The 16,269-nt window shown below is 49.2% G+C and carries 15 protein-coding genes; 7 read left to right on the top strand and 8 right to left on the bottom strand.

The window, feature by feature from the left end; all coding sequences use genetic code 11:
- Positions 1–32: 32 nt before the first annotated feature.
- From V5J35_RS12335 to V5J35_RS12310, 6 genes are all read right to left on the bottom strand, one after another.
- Positions 33–581 carry a hypothetical protein gene (locus V5J35_RS12335; RefSeq protein ID WP_354007423.1) on the bottom strand — a complete coding sequence of 183 codons (549 nt, stop codon included), beginning with the start codon at positions 579–581 and terminating at the stop codon, positions 33–35.
- The gene (locus tag V5J35_RS12330) at positions 574–1,233 is read right to left on the bottom strand and encodes an NUDIX domain-containing protein (protein ID WP_354007422.1); all 660 of its coding nucleotides are present in this window, start codon (positions 1,231–1,233) and stop codon (positions 574–576) included. Before V5J35_RS12330 ends, V5J35_RS12335 begins: the two co-directional genes overlap by 8 nt.
- A gap of 10 nt (positions 1,234–1,243) precedes the next feature.
- On the bottom strand, positions 1,244–1,813 hold the full coding sequence (locus tag V5J35_RS12325; RefSeq protein WP_354007421.1) for an adenylyltransferase/cytidyltransferase family protein: 570 nt from the start codon (positions 1,811–1,813) through the stop codon (positions 1,244–1,246).
- Positions 1,814–2,258: 445 nt separating this feature from the next.
- Complete coding sequence (locus V5J35_RS12320; protein ID WP_354007420.1) at positions 2,259–3,131, bottom strand: endonuclease/exonuclease/phosphatase family protein; 873 nt, start codon at positions 3,129–3,131, stop codon at positions 2,259–2,261.
- Positions 3,132–3,206: 75 nt separating this feature from the next.
- Positions 3,207–3,971, bottom strand: coding sequence for a thiol:disulfide interchange protein DsbA/DsbL (locus tag V5J35_RS12315; RefSeq protein WP_354007419.1), 765 nt, complete (start codon positions 3,969–3,971; stop codon positions 3,207–3,209).
- A 120-nt stretch (positions 3,972–4,091) separates the two neighbouring features.
- Positions 4,092–4,709: a c-type cytochrome gene (locus V5J35_RS12310; protein ID WP_354007418.1), complete on the bottom strand. Its 618-nt coding sequence runs from the start codon at positions 4,707–4,709 to the stop codon at positions 4,092–4,094.
- A 430-nt stretch (positions 4,710–5,139) separates the two neighbouring features.
- Here V5J35_RS12310 and yihA point away from each other — a divergent pair, with 430 nt between their 5' ends.
- Positions 5,140–5,817 (top strand): ribosome biogenesis GTP-binding protein YihA/YsxC, encoded by a 678-nt coding sequence (gene yihA, locus V5J35_RS12305; protein ID WP_354007417.1) that lies wholly within the window; start codon positions 5,140–5,142, stop codon positions 5,815–5,817.
- A 678-nt stretch (positions 5,818–6,495) separates the two neighbouring features.
- Here the strand turns inward: yihA and polA are convergent.
- On the bottom strand, positions 6,496–9,288 hold the full coding sequence (polA, locus tag V5J35_RS12300) for a DNA polymerase I (RefSeq protein ID WP_354007416.1): 2,793 nt from the start codon (positions 9,286–9,288) through the stop codon (positions 6,496–6,498).
- Positions 9,289–9,388: 100 nt separating this feature from the next.
- Here polA and V5J35_RS12295 point away from each other — a divergent pair, with 100 nt between their 5' ends.
- The 6 genes from V5J35_RS12295 (at position 9,389) to znuB (ending at position 14,716) form a co-directional block, all read left to right on the top strand.
- Positions 9,389–9,784: a DUF2782 domain-containing protein gene (locus tag V5J35_RS12295; RefSeq protein WP_354007415.1), complete on the top strand. Its 396-nt coding sequence runs from the start codon at positions 9,389–9,391 to the stop codon at positions 9,782–9,784.
- A gap of 116 nt (positions 9,785–9,900) precedes the next feature.
- Positions 9,901–10,899: a homoserine kinase gene (locus tag V5J35_RS12290; protein ID WP_354007414.1), complete on the top strand. Its 999-nt coding sequence runs from the start codon at positions 9,901–9,903 to the stop codon at positions 10,897–10,899.
- 56 nt (positions 10,900–10,955) lie between these two features.
- Positions 10,956–12,488 carry a hypothetical protein gene (locus V5J35_RS12285; protein WP_354007413.1) on the top strand — a complete coding sequence of 511 codons (1,533 nt, stop codon included), beginning with the start codon at positions 10,956–10,958 and terminating at the stop codon, positions 12,486–12,488.
- Between the two features lie 107 nt (positions 12,489–12,595).
- Positions 12,596–13,105, top strand: a complete 510-nt coding sequence (locus V5J35_RS12280) for a Fur family transcriptional regulator (protein ID WP_354007412.1) — start codon at positions 12,596–12,598, stop codon at positions 13,103–13,105.
- A gap of 49 nt (positions 13,106–13,154) precedes the next feature.
- Positions 13,155–13,913, top strand: coding sequence for a zinc ABC transporter ATP-binding protein ZnuC (gene znuC / locus V5J35_RS12275; protein WP_354007411.1), 759 nt, complete (start codon positions 13,155–13,157; stop codon positions 13,911–13,913).
- A gap of 14 nt (positions 13,914–13,927) precedes the next feature.
- Positions 13,928–14,716, top strand: coding sequence for a zinc ABC transporter permease subunit ZnuB (gene znuB, locus V5J35_RS12270; RefSeq protein ID WP_354011288.1), 789 nt, complete (start codon positions 13,928–13,930; stop codon positions 14,714–14,716).
- Positions 14,717–14,778: 62 nt separating this feature from the next.
- Here the strand turns inward: znuB and V5J35_RS12265 are convergent, their stop codons facing one another.
- Positions 14,779–16,161: a MipA/OmpV family protein gene (locus tag V5J35_RS12265; RefSeq protein WP_354007410.1), complete on the bottom strand. Its 1,383-nt coding sequence runs from the start codon at positions 16,159–16,161 to the stop codon at positions 14,779–14,781.
- Between the last annotated feature and the right edge of the window lie 108 nt (positions 16,162–16,269).

Genomic DNA, 16,269 nt, shown 5'->3' with positions numbered 1-16,269 from the left:
TATCCTCTTTATTATCCTTCGCACATGGCGGTTTATAAGCGACGGTTAATGGGTAATGACCGGAGCAGGTCATTAATCAGCCCCCGACTGACAGCATACAGGTCATCGCCTGGCAACCCTTCACTGGCACCGCTGATACTCCATAGCGTTTCATCACTGCGAACGTCCGTAACATTCAGGCTCAGGGCTACACGAGGCCTGCCCTCATCATCAAACATCCACTCATTAACAGCACCGGAAAATGCGAAGCTTATGCCACTCTGTGCTGCCCACTGTCGTCCATTCTGAATTCTGTGAGCATCTGCCAGTGTATTATTTGCGCTGGTAACCATAAATTCCGGATACAGTTGAGGCTCGTCGATACCGTTAGATGGCAGCATAACCATCAGAATTCTCTCAACCTGAGTAGCGACGTTTTCAGATTCGGTATAGTTAGCGAAGGGGAGTACAGCCCAACTGGCAGTACCTGGCAACCCTTCCCTGTACAGGTTGGGAATACCGGAAGACTGACAACCCGCCAGCAGAAACAGTACCAACAGAGCAAACACATTGTTTTTTAGCATCACACTGTTTTTAAGCATATTGCTGTAGCTCCTGATGATGTAGTTTCAGCCACTGAATAGCGATAACGGCAGGTGCATTAGCAATGCGTCCGTCTTCTACCATCGCATAGGCTTCAGCAAAAGGCACGACCTGCACCCGAATGTCTTCACCTTCTTCTTTCAGCCCATAGCAACCACCGGCTCCGGAAGCATCGGTAATGCCACAGTAAAGCATCAGCCTTTCATTGGTTGCCCCCGGACTCATATAAAAATTAGAAATGGGCAGCAGCTCTTTCACTTCGCAGTTGGCTTCTTCTTTGACCTCCCGGCGAGCAACCGACTCCAGAGTTTCATTTGGCTCAGAAATCCCTGCCACCACTTCAAGCAACCAGGGATCTTCCCTGCTTAACATCGGGCCAACACGAAACTGTTCAACCAGCACCACCTGATCCAGCCCCGGATCATAAAGGAGTACACCAACTGACGGTACACGATAGACCGCTTCCCGAATGAGCTGAGGACTCCACCCTCCCTCAAAAAGGGCATGTCGAATTTTGTATCGGCTTAGCTTCAAAAAACCGGAATAGACATTTTCTTCTTCATCAATACGAACATCGTCCATTCCAAAAGCGGCTTGCTGGGTAGATGGCCGGGTAGATTGCTGGGCAGTTTGTTCATTAGATTGCTTCATAAATGCTTTGTCAGACCTGATAGAGTTTATTGGTCAGAATGTAGTCACGTACGGATGGATGCAGCAAACCATCCAGCACCTTTTTTCTGTTATCGTCCGATGTTACCGAAGCTGTTAGTTCCCGTACCAGGCTGCTTCGAATCGAACGCCTTTCCTGTGCTGTAAACAGCTTCCAGCGTTGCTCTATTTCCTGAGCCTTATAGAACCGGTTCCAGGTAGCAGGGTCAGCGTTGTCCGGCCCGCGAATAAAACCAAGCTCTACCTCTTCGCCATATTGCTGCTCCAGCGCTTCCATCAGATCAAAAGTATACACTGGCGTATCGGGGTTATTTCTCAGCAGAGTTTCTTCAAGCGTGCAGAGTTCCAGTTCACAGTCCGAAACCAGAGCTTCTCTCAAAAAACATTGCAGCATGGCTACCCGCTCAGCAAAAGGCAGCAACTTTTTGGAAAAAGCATGAGAAGCTGACGGCACCAGAAGAATCCGGTCAAAATGACCGGCAGCCTGACTCAGAACGTCCTGATGCCCGAGAGTAGGGGGATTAAAAGCAGAGCCGAATACTCCGATTTTTATTGGATTCATACTGTCTCATCCAGAAGTTTGTACTCTATTCTATCATCTGCTTTTGTTTCTAATGATCTCTTCCGGATACCTGGGCTTCGCAAAACAAACATCTTATAAGTAACTAATGCAGCTGATCGAAATATTTTTTCAGCGTATTTATTGTGGTCAAAAAAACTATAAAGCCCTTCATGTTGTTGATTTCAGTCAACAATATACGATTATCAGCTTTGAAATACCGCTTTTGCAGCTTGACAGGAAAAACAGCCTTAATCAGTTTGATTACTTATCAGACAACACAAATATACTGATACAAATCAATTTTCAGGGGAGTAATATACTCCCCATCAATTACTCCCTGACTTCTGGTTGGAATTTGTTAAGGTCTGGCATCACCCCTCCTCCTTCCCCCTCGATGCCAGACCTTTTTTTATCAGTCTGACACCCGTTCCACAGAAGATTTGCTTTATTTCCTCAACTGAACACTATCCGGAACTTCTATTTCAACGGCAACTGGCAGATGGTCGGAAATGGGTATATTCAGTACTTCCATTTTGTTCACCAGCAGTGACTGGCTGACAAGAATATGATCAAGGGATTTATGGGGTTTCCAGCTGGGGAAAGTGTTTTGTTCCCAGTGCGCAGCCTGTAAGCCACTTCCTCTCAGCGGGGACTGATTTAACAGTTGCTCTGCATGAGTGTTCATATCCCCCATCAGTACAACGTGTCGGTACGACTGCACCAACTCACGAATATAGGACAGTTGAATGTCACGGGTCCGGCGACTCAGCGCAAGGTGCATCATAACCACCAGCAGCGTATCCCGTCCCTGACCATATTCCGCAACAATAGCACCACGTCCGGGAATGATACCCGGCAATTTGTGATCTTCGAGACTTGCAGGCTTGTAACGGCTTAGAAGTCCATTACTGTGCTGGGCAAACTTACCCAGGTTGCGGTTCAACTGCTGGTACCAGTAAGGAAATCGCCCTCTGAGTGCAAGGTATTCGGTCTGATTCACAAAGCCGCTGCGCAAGCTGCCGCCATCGACTTCCTGCAAAGCAACAATATCGAAATCAGGCAAAACAGAAGCGATAGAGTTGAGGTTATGGACACGTTTGGCATGAGGTAAAACGTGCTGCCAGCTACGGGTAAGGTAGTGGCGATATTGCTGGGTATTGATACCCACCTGAATGTTAAAGCTGAGAAGTCGCAGGCACTGATGTTTATTAAAGCTCACAGGAAAATAATCGAGTTCACTGCAGGCAACAGCCTGAGGAGACTTGCTGCGTCTTCGTAAACTGGCAGCAATAGCTCCCTTAAGGGTTCTTATCGGCATCGGTGATATCCGAACGTTACAGACTCTTTCTTAAGCTTACCCCAAGGTTTATCGACTATCCCATAACCGTAACAATTACTTTACTTTAACGTTCTGATCCTTAACGGGCTGGCTGGTTACGGGAGCTTTCTTCGCTTTAGCTTCAGCGCGCTCAGTACTAACCTTCTGGATCAGAAAATCAGCAATTTCAGGCATTTTTTCCAGGCCTACCTTTGGCTCAATAACAAATCGCCCATCAACAACCAGGGCTGGTACACCCGTTAACTGATAGCCACGAACCTTGGAAGACGCCTGATTCAGCAGATTTTTTACACCAAATGAGTTGTAGTAAGACAGAAACTTTTCTTTGTCCACTTTGTAATGCTGACTCAGGTAATCTGTCATTTCCTTCTCATTGGTCAAGCGGTTATTGGTTTCCTGAACCTGCCGGAATACTGCGTCGTGAACGGAGTCAAGTAACTTTTCATCCGGAAAAAGGCTTTCTAGCGTGTAATAGAGTTGCGCATGAGTTTGCCAGAGGTTGGGGCCAAAAAAACCAGGAACCCGAACAAGCTTAGCCTCTTTGGCAAGTTTGGGTTTCCATTCATTCACAACCTTGTCAAGGCTGTAACAGTGGGGGCAGCCGTACCAGAATACTTCTGCTACTTCGATACGGTCAGGGCCAACAGAAGTCTGAACAGGCGATTTAAGCAGACGGTAGTCTCTACCTTCCTCATAATCCCTGGATTCCTTAACTTCCCTGGCTTCTGTAACCTCCTGGGCTTTCTTAAGGGGTGCCGCCTGTAGCAAAACTGGAAGCAGTAAAGCCATTATCCAAAAGCTTCGAATTATTTTTTTCATCAAGAACTCCTGCCAGTGCAGCTTCTTCCCCGTCTGACTTACCAGCTTTCGGGCTAGCCTGCGACGTCCGGTCTTCTGTTTTTACCAGAGAACAGCATAGACCCTTTAGCCCAATAAGACTTACTGAAGTCCGCTGATATAACTGGCCAAAGCTTCAACTTCCTTATTACTGAGCTTTTCAGCAACCATACGCATGGTTTTAGAGTCACCATCGTTAACCCGAATACCTTCCCGGAACTCCTTCAGCTGTTTCTCGGTGTATGCCGGATGCTGTCCGGAGATATGCGGGAAACCTGCCAGAAAGTTGCCCTGACCGGTTGGTGAATGACAGGCACTGCATGCCGGTATGGCTTTTTTGGCGTCACCAAAGCGGAACAGTTTTTCACCCAGCGCCACTTTTTCCGGATCAGCTACACCTTTAGCGGCTGTCTGGCTGGCATAAAACGCAGAGATATCTTCAATATCCTGGTCGGAAAGTTTGGCAACAAATGGAGTCATTTCCGGCACACTTCGTACGCCCGATTTTATTTCTTTTATCTGCTTGATCAGGTAACGCTCCCCCTGACCGGCAATATTGGGATAGTTGGGAGTAGCGCTGACTCCTGTCGCCCCGTGACAGGCTGTACAGGTAGTTGCTTTTGCCTTACCGGCTTCTGCGTCTCCTTTCGCAAACGCCAACCCTGAAACACCTAATGAGACACCCAATGGAACTAAGAGACTGAGAATGATTTTTTTCATTACCCCTGACCCAGCTACGGCACTTGCCAACAATGGCTGTTATTATTCTGGCCAAACCATACAGAAATACTGTTTGTTATAATCAGCGTTTCCGAATCTCCTGAGAGAGATTTTGGATGACACAACTTATAAGTACCCAACCATATGAAATCATATTTTCTGACTCATTGTTCAGGCGCTCCCGGCAACTGCTCCTGCGTTGCCCTATCTCCTGCATCCATGCAGTCGTGACTGCGTTGCAACTCTGGTCACATAGCTTGCTATGCTCCCGCCGTTGCGCCTTGCATAGCACCTGCCCAATAAGCCAGAAATATTCGATTCCATACGGCTGAGTACTTAGATGACACAATCGCAGCAGCCAAAGGCTGCATATACCCCGAAACGCTGACTAGTATAAACACTTACCGAGTCTGCGACCAGAACAAGCCCCATGACTGAAACAAATAATACAACTCCCCGTCACCTGAATTATCGTAAAGCGCAATTCGTGACGAGTGCGCCCACCCTGAAGCAGTGTCCACCGGATAATGCCCGCGAAGTGGCATTTGCCGGTCGATCTAATGCAGGAAAGTCCAGCGCCCTTAATGCCCTGACGGGTTCATCCAAGCTGGCAAGAACCAGTAAAACACCAGGACGGACGCAGCTGATCAACTTCTTTGCAATAGAAGAAAATCGATACCTTGTTGACCTGCCAGGTTACGGTTACGCCAAAGTGCCTGAAGCCATGAAAATTAAATGGCAAAAGCATCTGGATGACTACCTGACCAACCGTGAATCACTGGCAGGTGTTGTGCTGCTCGTTGATATTCGCCACCCGATGAAAGAGTTTGACCGGATGATCCTGCAGTGGAGCATCCAGTCCCATATGCCACTTCGTATCCTTCTGACCAAGGCAGACAAGCTGAAATCCGGTGTAGGCAAACAGGCTCTGAACAAGCTTAAAAATGAAGTCAGAGAGTATGACCAGGTAACCGTTCAGCTATTTTCTTCCCTGAAAAAAACCGGTGTTACCGAGCTGGCTCACCACCTCGATACCTGGCTGGGTGTTGAAGACGAAGCCTTTTTCGATGAAGAGGCAGATGATGATGTAGAAGCTTCCGAAGAGTAAGCAAAAAAAACTCCAGTTCCCGGGGGAGGGGAACTGGAGTTTAAAGCTCCGATAACGGAGTATTTGCCAACACTAAACACACAAGGAGTTGGTGTAAGAAGAGCATTTGTCTCCTTACACAACCTCAGACCAGCGTTTTTCTGAATAGTTCAAAAAAAGTGGGTCATAGAGTAAGAAATCGACAAAAAAGAGAAAAGCTTTATCCAGACAACCATGTAAAAAACAAACAGTCGTCGTATATATGGACAAAAAAAACCAGCTACCAGTGGGGACCGATAGCTGGTGATGACAGTCTGTTGTTGGGGAACGTCAGACTGCCCGTTAATGCCAACACTAAACACACAAGGAATGCAGAAAGTTTCCCTCCTGCATTACTTAAGACAACCGTTATTTAGAAAAGTTCAAAATTTTTTTGAATTTTTTTCAGGGCAAAAAAAACCAGCTACCTTTGGGGGAAGGAAGCTGGTTGATCGCAGTGGTCTGCAGGGGAACAGCCACTGCTTTGCCAACACTAAACACACAAGGAGTAAACAAGCCACTAAACGTGACTGTTACTATCTAAGACAAGTCGTTCAGAGATTAGTTCCCGGCTTTTTTCATCCTTACAAAAACCTTACAAATCTCCTGACTGCACCTGCATACTCTTGCTTGGTGAGATTCTGCTTAATGAGTTTCTGCCTAGTGGGCTTCATCCCAGTTGTCGCCAACACCCGCTTCGACCAGTAGTGGTACATCCAGAGAAGCCGCCTGAGACATTTTCTCCTCAACCCCTCTACAAGCCGCTTCCAGATCACTTTCAGCGACTTCCAGTACCAGTTCATCGTGTACCTGCATAATCATACGGGCATCCAGACCGCTTTCCATCAGCCATTGGTCAACATCAATCATCGCGCGTTTGATGATATCGGCTGCCGTCCCTTGCATCGGGGCATTGATAGCAGTACGTTCAGCGCCCTGGCGGCGCATACCGTTACGGGCGTTAATTTCCGGCAGGTAGAGACGGCGACCAAACAGGGTTTCAACATACCCTTTTTCACGGGCGCTCTCTTTGGTGGTTTCCATATAACGGAGTACACCCGGATAGCGGTCAAAATACAGGTCAATGTATTCCTGAGCTGACTTTCTGGAAATATTCAGCTGTTTCGATAATCCGAACGAAGACATACCATAGATCAGGCCAAAGTTAATCGCCTTGGCACTCCGCCGCTGTTCAGAGGTGACATCGTCCAGATCAACTCCAAATACTTCCGAAGCCGTAGCTTTGTGGATATCCAGCCCGTTGGCAAAGGCTTCCAGCAAGCCTCTGTCGCCAGAGAGGTGTGCCATAATCCGTAATTCAATCTGGGAGTAGTCCGCAGCAATGAGTTTATAGCCCTCGGGCGCAACAAACGCCTGTCGAACCCTGCGGCCTTCTTCCGTACGAATCGGAATATTCTGCAGGTTAGGGTCAGAAGACGACAAGCGTCCGGTAGCCGTCACCGCCTGATGATACGACGTATGAATACGCCCGGTTCCTGGGTTGATCATCTGTGGCAGTTTGTCGGTGTAAGTCGACTTCAGTTTGCTCAGCCCCCGGTGCTCAATCAACAGTTTCGGCAGAGGGTAATCCAGCGCCAGCTCCTGCAACACCTCTTCCGCTGTGGATGGTTGCCCCTTGGGAGTTTTCTTGATGACGGGCAGCCCCAGCTTTTCAAACAACAAAGCCTGCAACTGCTTTGGAGACGCCAGATTGAACGGTTCACCCGCCATTTCATGGGCCTGACGTTCCAGCTCTTTCAGTCGTTCTCCGATCTCCATGCTCTGCTTTGCCAGCAAAGCCCCGTCGACTTTCGCACCATTGCGCTCCATGCGCGAGATAATATCCACCAGCGGCATCTCAATGTCATGGAACACTTTGCCAAGTGAAGGTTCGGATTCCAGCCCCGGATAAAGTGCCTGATGCAGACGCAGGGTGATATCGGCGTCTTCCGCCGCATAAGGCGAGGCTTTCTCCAGTTCGATCTGGTTAAACGTCAGTTGTTTTTTACCCTTGCCGGCAATGTCTTCAAAAGACGTACATTGATGACCAAGGTATTTGTCAGCCAGGCTGTCCATATCGTGGCGGGTTGCCGTGGAATTGAATACGTACGACTCCAGCATGGTATCAAAGGCAATGCCTTTCAAATGGATACCGTAGCGAGCCAGAACACTCTGATCATACTTCAGGTTCTGTCCGACTTTTTTCTTCCTGTCACTTTCCAGCAACGGTTTCAGCTGCTCCAGCACCCAGTCGCGGTCCAACTGCTCAGGCGCGCCCATATAATCGTGAGCTACCGGTACATAAGCCGCTTTACCCGGTTCAACAGCAAAGGAAACACCCACCAGCTCTGCCACCATATAATCCAGACTGGTGGTTTCAGTATCAAAGGCAAACAGCTCTGCGTTGTTCAGCTGCTCCAGCCAGTGCCTGAACTCAGCTTCAGTCAAAACCTTGTCATAGCTGGCTTCAGCCTTTGGTGTCTGGGCTTCTGCCGCACCTTCTGCGTCGCTGTCCAGTTCAGCGATCATGGACCGGAACTCAAACTGCTGAAATAACGCCAGCAATGCTTCTTTGTCGATCGGGTCAGCTTTCAGGTTGTCCACACTGGCAGACAGTTCAACATCCGTTTTGATAGTGGCCAGTTCACGGGATAACAGCACCACGTCTTTATGTTCAGCAAACTTGGCGGCAAAGTTTTTACTGCCACGGAAGCCCAGTGCCGGAACCTCTTCCAATCGCTCAGCAATATCATCAATACTGCCAATCCCCTGCAAAAGCGCCAGAGCCGTCTTTTGCCCGACCCCCGGCATGCCCGGAATGTTATCGCTGGAATCGCCCATCAGGGCAAGGTAATCCACAATCAGGTGGGCTGGAATGCCAAACTTATCCACCACCCCGGCCAGGTCGGTGGCTTCGTTTTTCATGGTGTCGATCAGGGTGACATGTTCGGAAACCAGCTGGGCAATATCCTTATCACCGGTGGAAATGATAGTATCCACCTGCTTTTCTGTTGCTTCGCGGGCAAGGGTTCCAATGACATCGTCCGCCTCAACGCCTTCAATCATCAGCAACGGCATGCCCAGCGCACGAACAATATCGTGAATCGGCTGAACCTGGGAGCGCAGATCATCCGGCATGGGCTTACGGGTAGCCTTGTAGTCGGAGTACATGTCATGACGGAAGGTTTTCCCCTTGGCATCAAAAATCACCACGACGGTGCTGCCGGGGTATTCATTGCTCAACTTGCGCAGCATATTGGTCATTACCCGGATTGCACCGGTCGGCTGACCATCTGAGGTTCGCAGGTTGGCCCGTTCAGACGCATGGAATGCACGATAAAGGTAGGAAGAGCCATCAACAAGAATCAGCGGGGCTGTCTCTTGCCTGGAAGTGCCTTCTGACTCTTGTTCTAAAACTGCTTCTGACTCTTGTTCTGGCAATGGTTCTGACATAGTCATTACTTTTTAAAAGATATTCGGGTTAGAGAATTCCGAGTAAACTCAGCTACTGCGGCTATTTTAATGCCCTAATGGATGATGAGCGAGACACACCATGAAGAAACAACTCACAGTATCGCTGATGGCTGCCAGTCTTTTCATAACAGGGTGCGCGACCAGAGCGCCGGATTCAGAACAAGCCAACCTGGAAAGGCCACCAGAAGTCAGCCCTGAAGCCAATGTGATCAGTGAAGCGGACTTCCAGAAAATCTCCAAAAACCTGCGACCGGAAGAGCTTGAACAACGCGATGACACAACCGTTGTGATTCGCTCAGGAGAAGACCGAACCATTCGAGAATACCGTATCGGCCCTTTCCTGTACGCCATTCATGTGACACCGAAGATAGGCCCCCCGTACTTTCTGATTGCTGCGGATAATCAGGGAAACTTTATTCGGGCCGACAAACCCGGCATGCTGGTACCATCGTGGACCATTTTCCAATGGAAATGAAACCCGCCAGGGTACGACCAATAAAGAGTACGACCAATAAATACAACACCAGTGCAAGCGCAATAGTGCATATAGAGAGTGCATAAGGGCCTGAAAGGGAACACATTAAGGAAGTTATGTCTGTTTACACCCACTTGTCAGCCAGTGACATAGAATCGCTGTTATCACATTATGATCTTGGAGCCCTGTACGATTTTACAGGTATCGAAAGCGGCGTCGAGAATACCAATTACTTCATCGACCTGAAGTCCGGCAGTACACAACAACGCTATGTTCTGACGCTGTTTGAATACCTGCCTGAAGAGACCCTGCCTTTTTTCATTAACTTCACAACAGAGCTCAGTGAGGGGGGCATCCGGGTTCCTGCGCCCATCAGAGACAGGCAGGGACAGGCCCTGCATACATTAAAAGGTAAGCCCTGTCTGATCAGTCCGTGCTTTTCAGGCAGACATCTGACTACGATCAGTGCTGAACATTGCAGCCAGGTTGGTACACAGCTGGCAAAGCTGCATCGGATTGGGCAAAAATCCAGCCTGCAACAGGAAAACCAGCGGGGCATCCCGTGGCTGAAGCTTCAGGTTAATCGACTCAGTTCACTTGTGCCTTCAGAAGAGGCAGGACAGATGCTGACGCTCTGGCAGGACATCACTTCTGAGCTATCCACCTATGAGCGATCCACATTCAGCCAGCTACCAGCAGGGCTGATCCATGGCGACCTGTTCCACGATAATGTTTTGTTCGATCAGGGAAAGATTACCGGCATTATCGACTTTTACAACGCTTGCCACGACTGTCTGCTTTATGATCTGGCAGTGACCGTCAATGACTGGTGCATTAATCCCGACCTCTCGCTGAACGACAATCGCTTGACGGCCATAACCCATGCCTACTCACAGGTTCGTTCATTTACGCCACAGGAAAGAGAGGCATGGCCCCTGATGTTGCGCCTTGCAGCCTTCCGCTTCTGGATTTCCCGCATTATTACCTTTGTTCATCCTGAGCAGGAAGTAGATAAAGAACATAAGGAAAACCAGGTTCTCAACTTCAAGGACCCGGATGAATTTAAAAAAATGGTGTTTTTACGAAGTCAGGAAAACATCCCGGTACTTCCCTGACCTATTCTTGCTTTAAGGGACAACAGCAAGAACAGAAAAAACAGCAAGGATGCAGCATGCTTGGTATACCTGCCAATCTGATTCAACAAGCAGAAAGATTCACTCAAAAATACAATGACGACCAGGTACTCCGGCTTCGCAACGGCAAAATCGTTGCGGGTGAGTTTAAGGGAACCGGGTCGCAAAAGTTCAAAGGCATGCTGGTCAAACTGTTCTGGCCCCCTACCAGCTGGAAGAGAAAGTTTCTGGACGCCAGACAGGCAAAGTTTGAAGAGATTAGCAAACAGGAAGAACAAGCCTTTGCCAGGGCGCTTGCCGGGGCTATCTCAAAACGCACGACACGGCCTTATAAAGCCGTGTCCAGCCTGATGGTGGTCGATGTCAAAGCACTTCTGAAAGACTCTCAAACTGAACGGGAAGCATTTGACCAGACCATTGCCAGAATCACCGACGCGGTTACACACCCCTCAGAAATGGTGGGTGACCCTCTGGACGGAGCCAAAAAAGTAGCGGACATGGCGGTGGACAGTAAACAAATCTGTCGTGTGACGCAAATGCAGGAGCTGCGCTCAGGCGTCACAGAGATTTTATCTCAGGCTGGCATAAAAAAAGCCACGATAGAACGGCTGGATAAAGCCCTTGACGACCAGACCGTCAAGCTGGCGCTGTACAACGTAGCCTGTGAGTACGCCAGAAGAATATACAGCCCTCCAACAAGCTGGAGCAGCTCTTCACCATCAGAAGAAAACGCTCCTGTCCCCCGTACGCCATCAGAAGAACAGGAAGAAGACTGGAGCCGTAAGCGTGAAATGGCCGACACGCCTCATCAGGACAGCTTCAAATACCAGTCTCCGGCAGAACTGGCTGTCGACCAGATGTTTGAGGAGGGTGAGCAAGCTATTGACCGTGCTGATGTCCCTGAAGGCAAGCACATAACCCGAAAGATCAGGGAGCTCCAGAGAATTAACGAGCCCTGGGCAAAGCAGGCAATAGAGCTTCTGAACAGCGAATCGCCAGAAGATCATAAAAAAGCGATTCTGTTGGAACGAGTTCACCTGCGCTCAAAAGACCATGCCAAGCTGCAGAAAGAAAAAGCCGGGGCGGTTCAACAGACTCAAACCGCTTACTGGTCCAGATCACGGCTGAAAGCCATGCAAAAAGTCGAAAAACTGGAGGGCCGGGGCATAACGGACAACAGTCACTTCCCACAGGAATATCGCGATTTAGCGGCACAAAGGATCAGTCGCCCTCTGTACTACGATAACGTGCAACTGCCAATGGGCGAAGCAATAGAGCAAACCATAACTATGCTGAAAAATGCCTATCCTTCACTGGCAGCAAAGGGTAACGCCTTTCGGGAGCAGGAGCTGAGAGAGCATCTGGAAAACTTCCTTTCCCAAAGGAAAATCGAGCCTGTAGAGGTGCCATTCAGAACGTTCTCTGCATCCACTCAGACCGGTGAAGACGAAACAGACGATGTCTCTTTCTCCCGACATGAACCCTTGAGAAAGCCGGTACAAAAACCTTCAGGCGGCTCTACTTCTTCATCCTGGCATCCCACGGAACCACCTCCACTGGATAATGAATAAGCGTAACCATCGGGCAGACATCTGTCCGATTAAATCCATACCAATTCGGGTTATAATGTAACATTACATTTTTCGAGTCATTAACCCGGCGCTATATATCCCAAACAATGAGCAGTGTTTATCACCCCCACAATCATGACGAATGCATAGAAGAGGCACTTCAGACAGCCTCTGATATCTGCCAGAGCAACGGGGTTCGTCTTACGCCTCTGCGAAAAACCGTTCTGGAACTGGTCTGGCAAAGCCATCAGCCCGTTGGGGCCTACGATGTTTTAGCCCAGCTGGCAAAACTGGAAGCCAGGCCTGCGCAGCCTCCCACCGTTTACCGGGCTCTGGATTTTCTGCTGGAACAGGGGCTTATTCACCGATTATCTTCACTGAATGCTTTTATTGGCTGCCCACACCCGGGCGAGTTACACCATGGCACTTTCCTGATCTGCAAACAGTGCAGAACCACCCAGGAAGTGGATCATGCTGCTATAAATAATGCCATTCAGTCCTGTGCGTCTGAGCAGGGTTTTGTTGTCTCCGAAAGCTCCATTGAATTAACCGGTCTGTGTCGTAATTGTGTTACCTCCGGTGACACGCCTGATACCGACATGAATGAACCGTCATGACCAGAGCGGTTTTTACCTTCTCAGGTCAGCCTATTTTTCACGGATTACGATGTCACAAACACTAATAAGCCTTAACAACATCAATCTGGCGTACAGGGAACGAACCGTGCTTTCCAATATTTCTCTGGATCTGAACCCGGGGGAAATTGTGACGCTTATCGGTCCGAATGGAGCAGGAAAAACGACGCTGGTTCGTATAGTTCTGGGCTTGCAGAAACCTGATTCAGGACAGAGGACCATCAAACGTGGTTTACAAATCGGCTATATGCCTCAGAAGCTTTACGTGGATAACACCATGCCTCTGACGGTTAAGCGCTTCCTGTCCCTGACCAACCAGCCTGTTTCAGATATCAAAAATGCCCTGGGCAGAACCGGGGTAGGGCATGTCATCAATTCTCCGGTGCAATCTCTGTCCGGAGGTGAACTGCAGAGAACCCTGCTGGCCAGGGCGCTGCTTCACAACCCACACCTGCTGGTACTGGACGAACCGGCTCAGGGTGTCGATGTCAATGGGCAGAAAGAACTTTATCATCTGATCACAGAACTGAGGAACGAGCAGGGCTGTTCGGTACTCATGGTGTCCCACGACCTGCATCTGGTCATGGCTTCTACCAATAGGGTCGTTTGTCTGAACCATCACATCTGCTGCTCCGGCCCTCCGCAGCAGGTTCGCAGGGACCCGGCCTATCACAAAATGTTCGGCAGGGAGTCTGACGAACTGGCGGTTTATACCCATCATCACGACCATGAACACACCGTTGACGGAAACGTTGTTCACAAGGCTGATGATACTGGAGACACGCCATGATTTCTGACCTCATGATTTCTGATCTGTTGTTCCATGCAATGCTCGCGGGCTTTGGTGTGGCCCTGATTGCCGGCCCCCTGGGATGTTTTGTGGTCTGGCAGCGTATGGCTTACTTTGGCGACACGCTGTCTCACTCGGCCCTGCTCGGGGTTGCCATTGGGTTATTGCTGGATATTGACCTGAACCTTGCCGTTATCTTCTGCTCACTGCTTCTGGCCCTGATTCTGGTACTGATGCAAAACCAGAAACGCATGGCTTCAGACACCCTGCTGGGCATACTGGCTCACAGCAGCTTATCCATAGGTCTTGTCGCCATCAGTTTTGCCGGCAATGTACGGATCGATATGATGTCCTATCTGTTCGGCGACCTGCTGGCAACCGGTGTAGAAGATCTGTTCTGGATTTATGGCGGCGGGGTAATCGTGCTTGGTGCTCTTATCTGGCTCTGGCGTCCATTGCTTGCCATGACCATTCACGCTGAGCTGGCCCAGGTAGAAGGCTTTCCGGTACAAAGAGCCAGACTGGTGTTAACTCTGCTGATGGCGCTTGTGATTGCTATTGCCATGAAAATTGTTGGCGTTCTGCTGATCACCTCGCTCATGATCATTCCTGCAGCCACCGCCCAGAAATTTGCACGCACCCCGGAACAAATGGCGGTTCTGGCCAGCGGGTTTGGCTTGCTGGGCGTATGCGGTGGACTATCAGCCTCCTGGCATCTGGACACCCCCGCTGGTCCGTCGGTTGTTGTCGTCTGCTTTATACTGTTTCTGTTCAGCATGATCTACACGACATTAAGAGAGTAATACCCGTTCTTAAATCACCCGGTTTTAATGGCCGGGTGATTTTTTCTGGCATATCACCCTTATTAAAAGTGGTATTGCAGGTAGAGGGTATTAAAGTTACTGCCGCCTTTTATACGACCAAACTGGGATGCCTGTTTAAAAATAGAAGACCGGTGATGCATGCTGTAACCAGCCCACAGGTTTTCCAGAGACTTGCTGCGGAACAGATCGCCAACGTTAGCGTCGAAGCTGACATCCAGGTAATTCATCAGTTTGCTGCCTTTATTACCTTTTTTGTCCATCTCCTGCCATTCGTTGTAGGTCAGCCTGCTGACATAAGACAAGCCTTCAGCAATACCAAAGCGCCAGCGAGTCGGCCAGGTGAAGTTGTAATAAGCCTTGATGGAAACCACCCCTTCCCAGACCGGGTCCTGAACCTTCCTGCCATTCTCGTCTACTTTGTCTTTTTCATAGTGGTAGACGATACCACTGTGAAGGTACACATCAACCGGCAGCCCCAGCCAGTCCTGTCGTAATGGATGGCCATAAAAAACAGAACTCATCTGGTTGTTGTAAGCATCGCGCTCAGACTTAAAACGAAGTATTTCGTTCATATCCGACGGTGTTGCCCAGCCATGAGCCCCTCGCAGGTAAGAACCTTCAGCCATAGCGGGCGCGGTTCCAGTGCCGGAGGAAGGCTCATCAAAGTAGATAAAACCAAGCCGGATTGCGCCATGACCGTTGCTGTTCACATGAGGAGACTTACGAGCATTGGAGTCAAGGTAAACGTACTCCAGCGCACCGGTTAAATACAGCCCGCCAATCAGTGGATAACGAAGGCTGACACCCGCTTCAGCCTCAACGCCTGCACCGACTTTCTGGCCATTGAACTCTTCATAATCGCTCAGGCCATAATAATAACTGTTAAATTTTCTGGATTTGTAACGCAGGCCTGCACTTGGATTAAGTTCCAGATCACCGTATTGCAGTTGCCAGTCATGACCGGCATAAAACTGTGACCTGGATTTCGTTTCTGTCAGTGCTTCAAACCGCCAGCTGCGCTCGTCGTTTACCCGGTGAATCCATTGTAGCCCCCAGTCCAGAGAGTCTTCCTGATACTCATTTTGCATACGACGAGGGATGCTTACAAAGCGCCGTTTGACCACCGCATTAATGCGATTGTCACCTTCTTCATAGGCTTTTACACCCCATTCCAGATCGCGCAGGAAAACGCGTTCACCTTCATAAAAAATCTGTGGGATTGTCGTTCGAACAGAATCTGCACGATCCGTGTTATAAGGAATCGTGCCGTGACGGGCTGAAACGCCGATTCCCCATCGTCCTGTCTCTGCAGTAGAAGCTATTGCTGTCGAACAGGCTGCTACAGAGAGGATAGAGGCGATCGTTTTCTGAATCGTTTTATGAGTTGTTTTTCTGCGCAGGCCAGAGACATTGTTGTTGGTCATAGATAATTCGGGTTATTCAATCGATTTTACTGTAAGCAGTTTTCCTTGCTGCTCAAAACACTTCTTTCAAAACCGGATGATTGTACCCAAATTATTTTTTATAACTAT

Source organism: Endozoicomonas sp. NE40, assembly GCF_040549045.1.
Taxonomy (GTDB): Bacteria; Pseudomonadota; Gammaproteobacteria; order Pseudomonadales; family Endozoicomonadaceae; genus Endozoicomonas_A; species Endozoicomonas_A lisbonensis.
The sequence above is the reverse complement of the archived record's forward strand: the minus strand, read 5'-3'. Positions and strand labels throughout refer to the sequence as shown.

Coding starts and splice junctions, on each gene's coding strand:
- znuC (WP_354007411.1), top strand. CDS start 13,155: ATGTCACAAACACTAATAAGCCTTAACAACATCAATCTGGCGTACAGG.
- V5J35_RS12315 (WP_354007419.1), bottom strand. CDS start 3,971: ATGAAAAAAATAATTCGAAGCTTTTGGATAATGGCTTTACTGCTTCCA.
- V5J35_RS12265 (WP_354007410.1), bottom strand. CDS start 16,161: ATGACCAACAACAATGTCTCTGGCCTGCGCAGAAAAACAACTCATAAA.
- V5J35_RS12280 (WP_354007412.1), top strand. CDS start 12,596: ATGAGCAGTGTTTATCACCCCCACAATCATGACGAATGCATAGAAGAG.
- yihA (WP_354007417.1), top strand. CDS start 5,140: ATGACTGAAACAAATAATACAACTCCCCGTCACCTGAATTATCGTAAA.
- V5J35_RS12330 (WP_354007422.1), bottom strand. CDS start 1,233: ATGAAGCAATCTAATGAACAAACTGCCCAGCAATCTACCCGGCCATCT.
- V5J35_RS12335 (WP_354007423.1), bottom strand. CDS start 581: ATGCTTAAAAACAGTGTGATGCTAAAAAACAATGTGTTTGCTCTGTTG.
- V5J35_RS12285 (WP_354007413.1), top strand. CDS start 10,956: ATGCTTGGTATACCTGCCAATCTGATTCAACAAGCAGAAAGATTCACT.
- V5J35_RS12320 (WP_354007420.1), bottom strand. CDS start 3,131: ATGCCGATAAGAACCCTTAAGGGAGCTATTGCTGCCAGTTTACGAAGA.
- polA (WP_354007416.1), bottom strand. CDS start 9,288: ATGTCAGAACCATTGCCAGAACAAGAGTCAGAAGCAGTTTTAGAACAA.
- V5J35_RS12295 (WP_354007415.1), top strand. CDS start 9,389: ATGAAGAAACAACTCACAGTATCGCTGATGGCTGCCAGTCTTTTCATA.
- V5J35_RS12290 (WP_354007414.1), top strand. CDS start 9,901: ATGTCTGTTTACACCCACTTGTCAGCCAGTGACATAGAATCGCTGTTA.
- V5J35_RS12325 (WP_354007421.1), bottom strand. CDS start 1,813: ATGAATCCAATAAAAATCGGAGTATTCGGCTCTGCTTTTAATCCCCCT.
- V5J35_RS12310 (WP_354007418.1), bottom strand. CDS start 4,709: ATGAAAAAAATCATTCTCAGTCTCTTAGTTCCATTGGGTGTCTCATTA.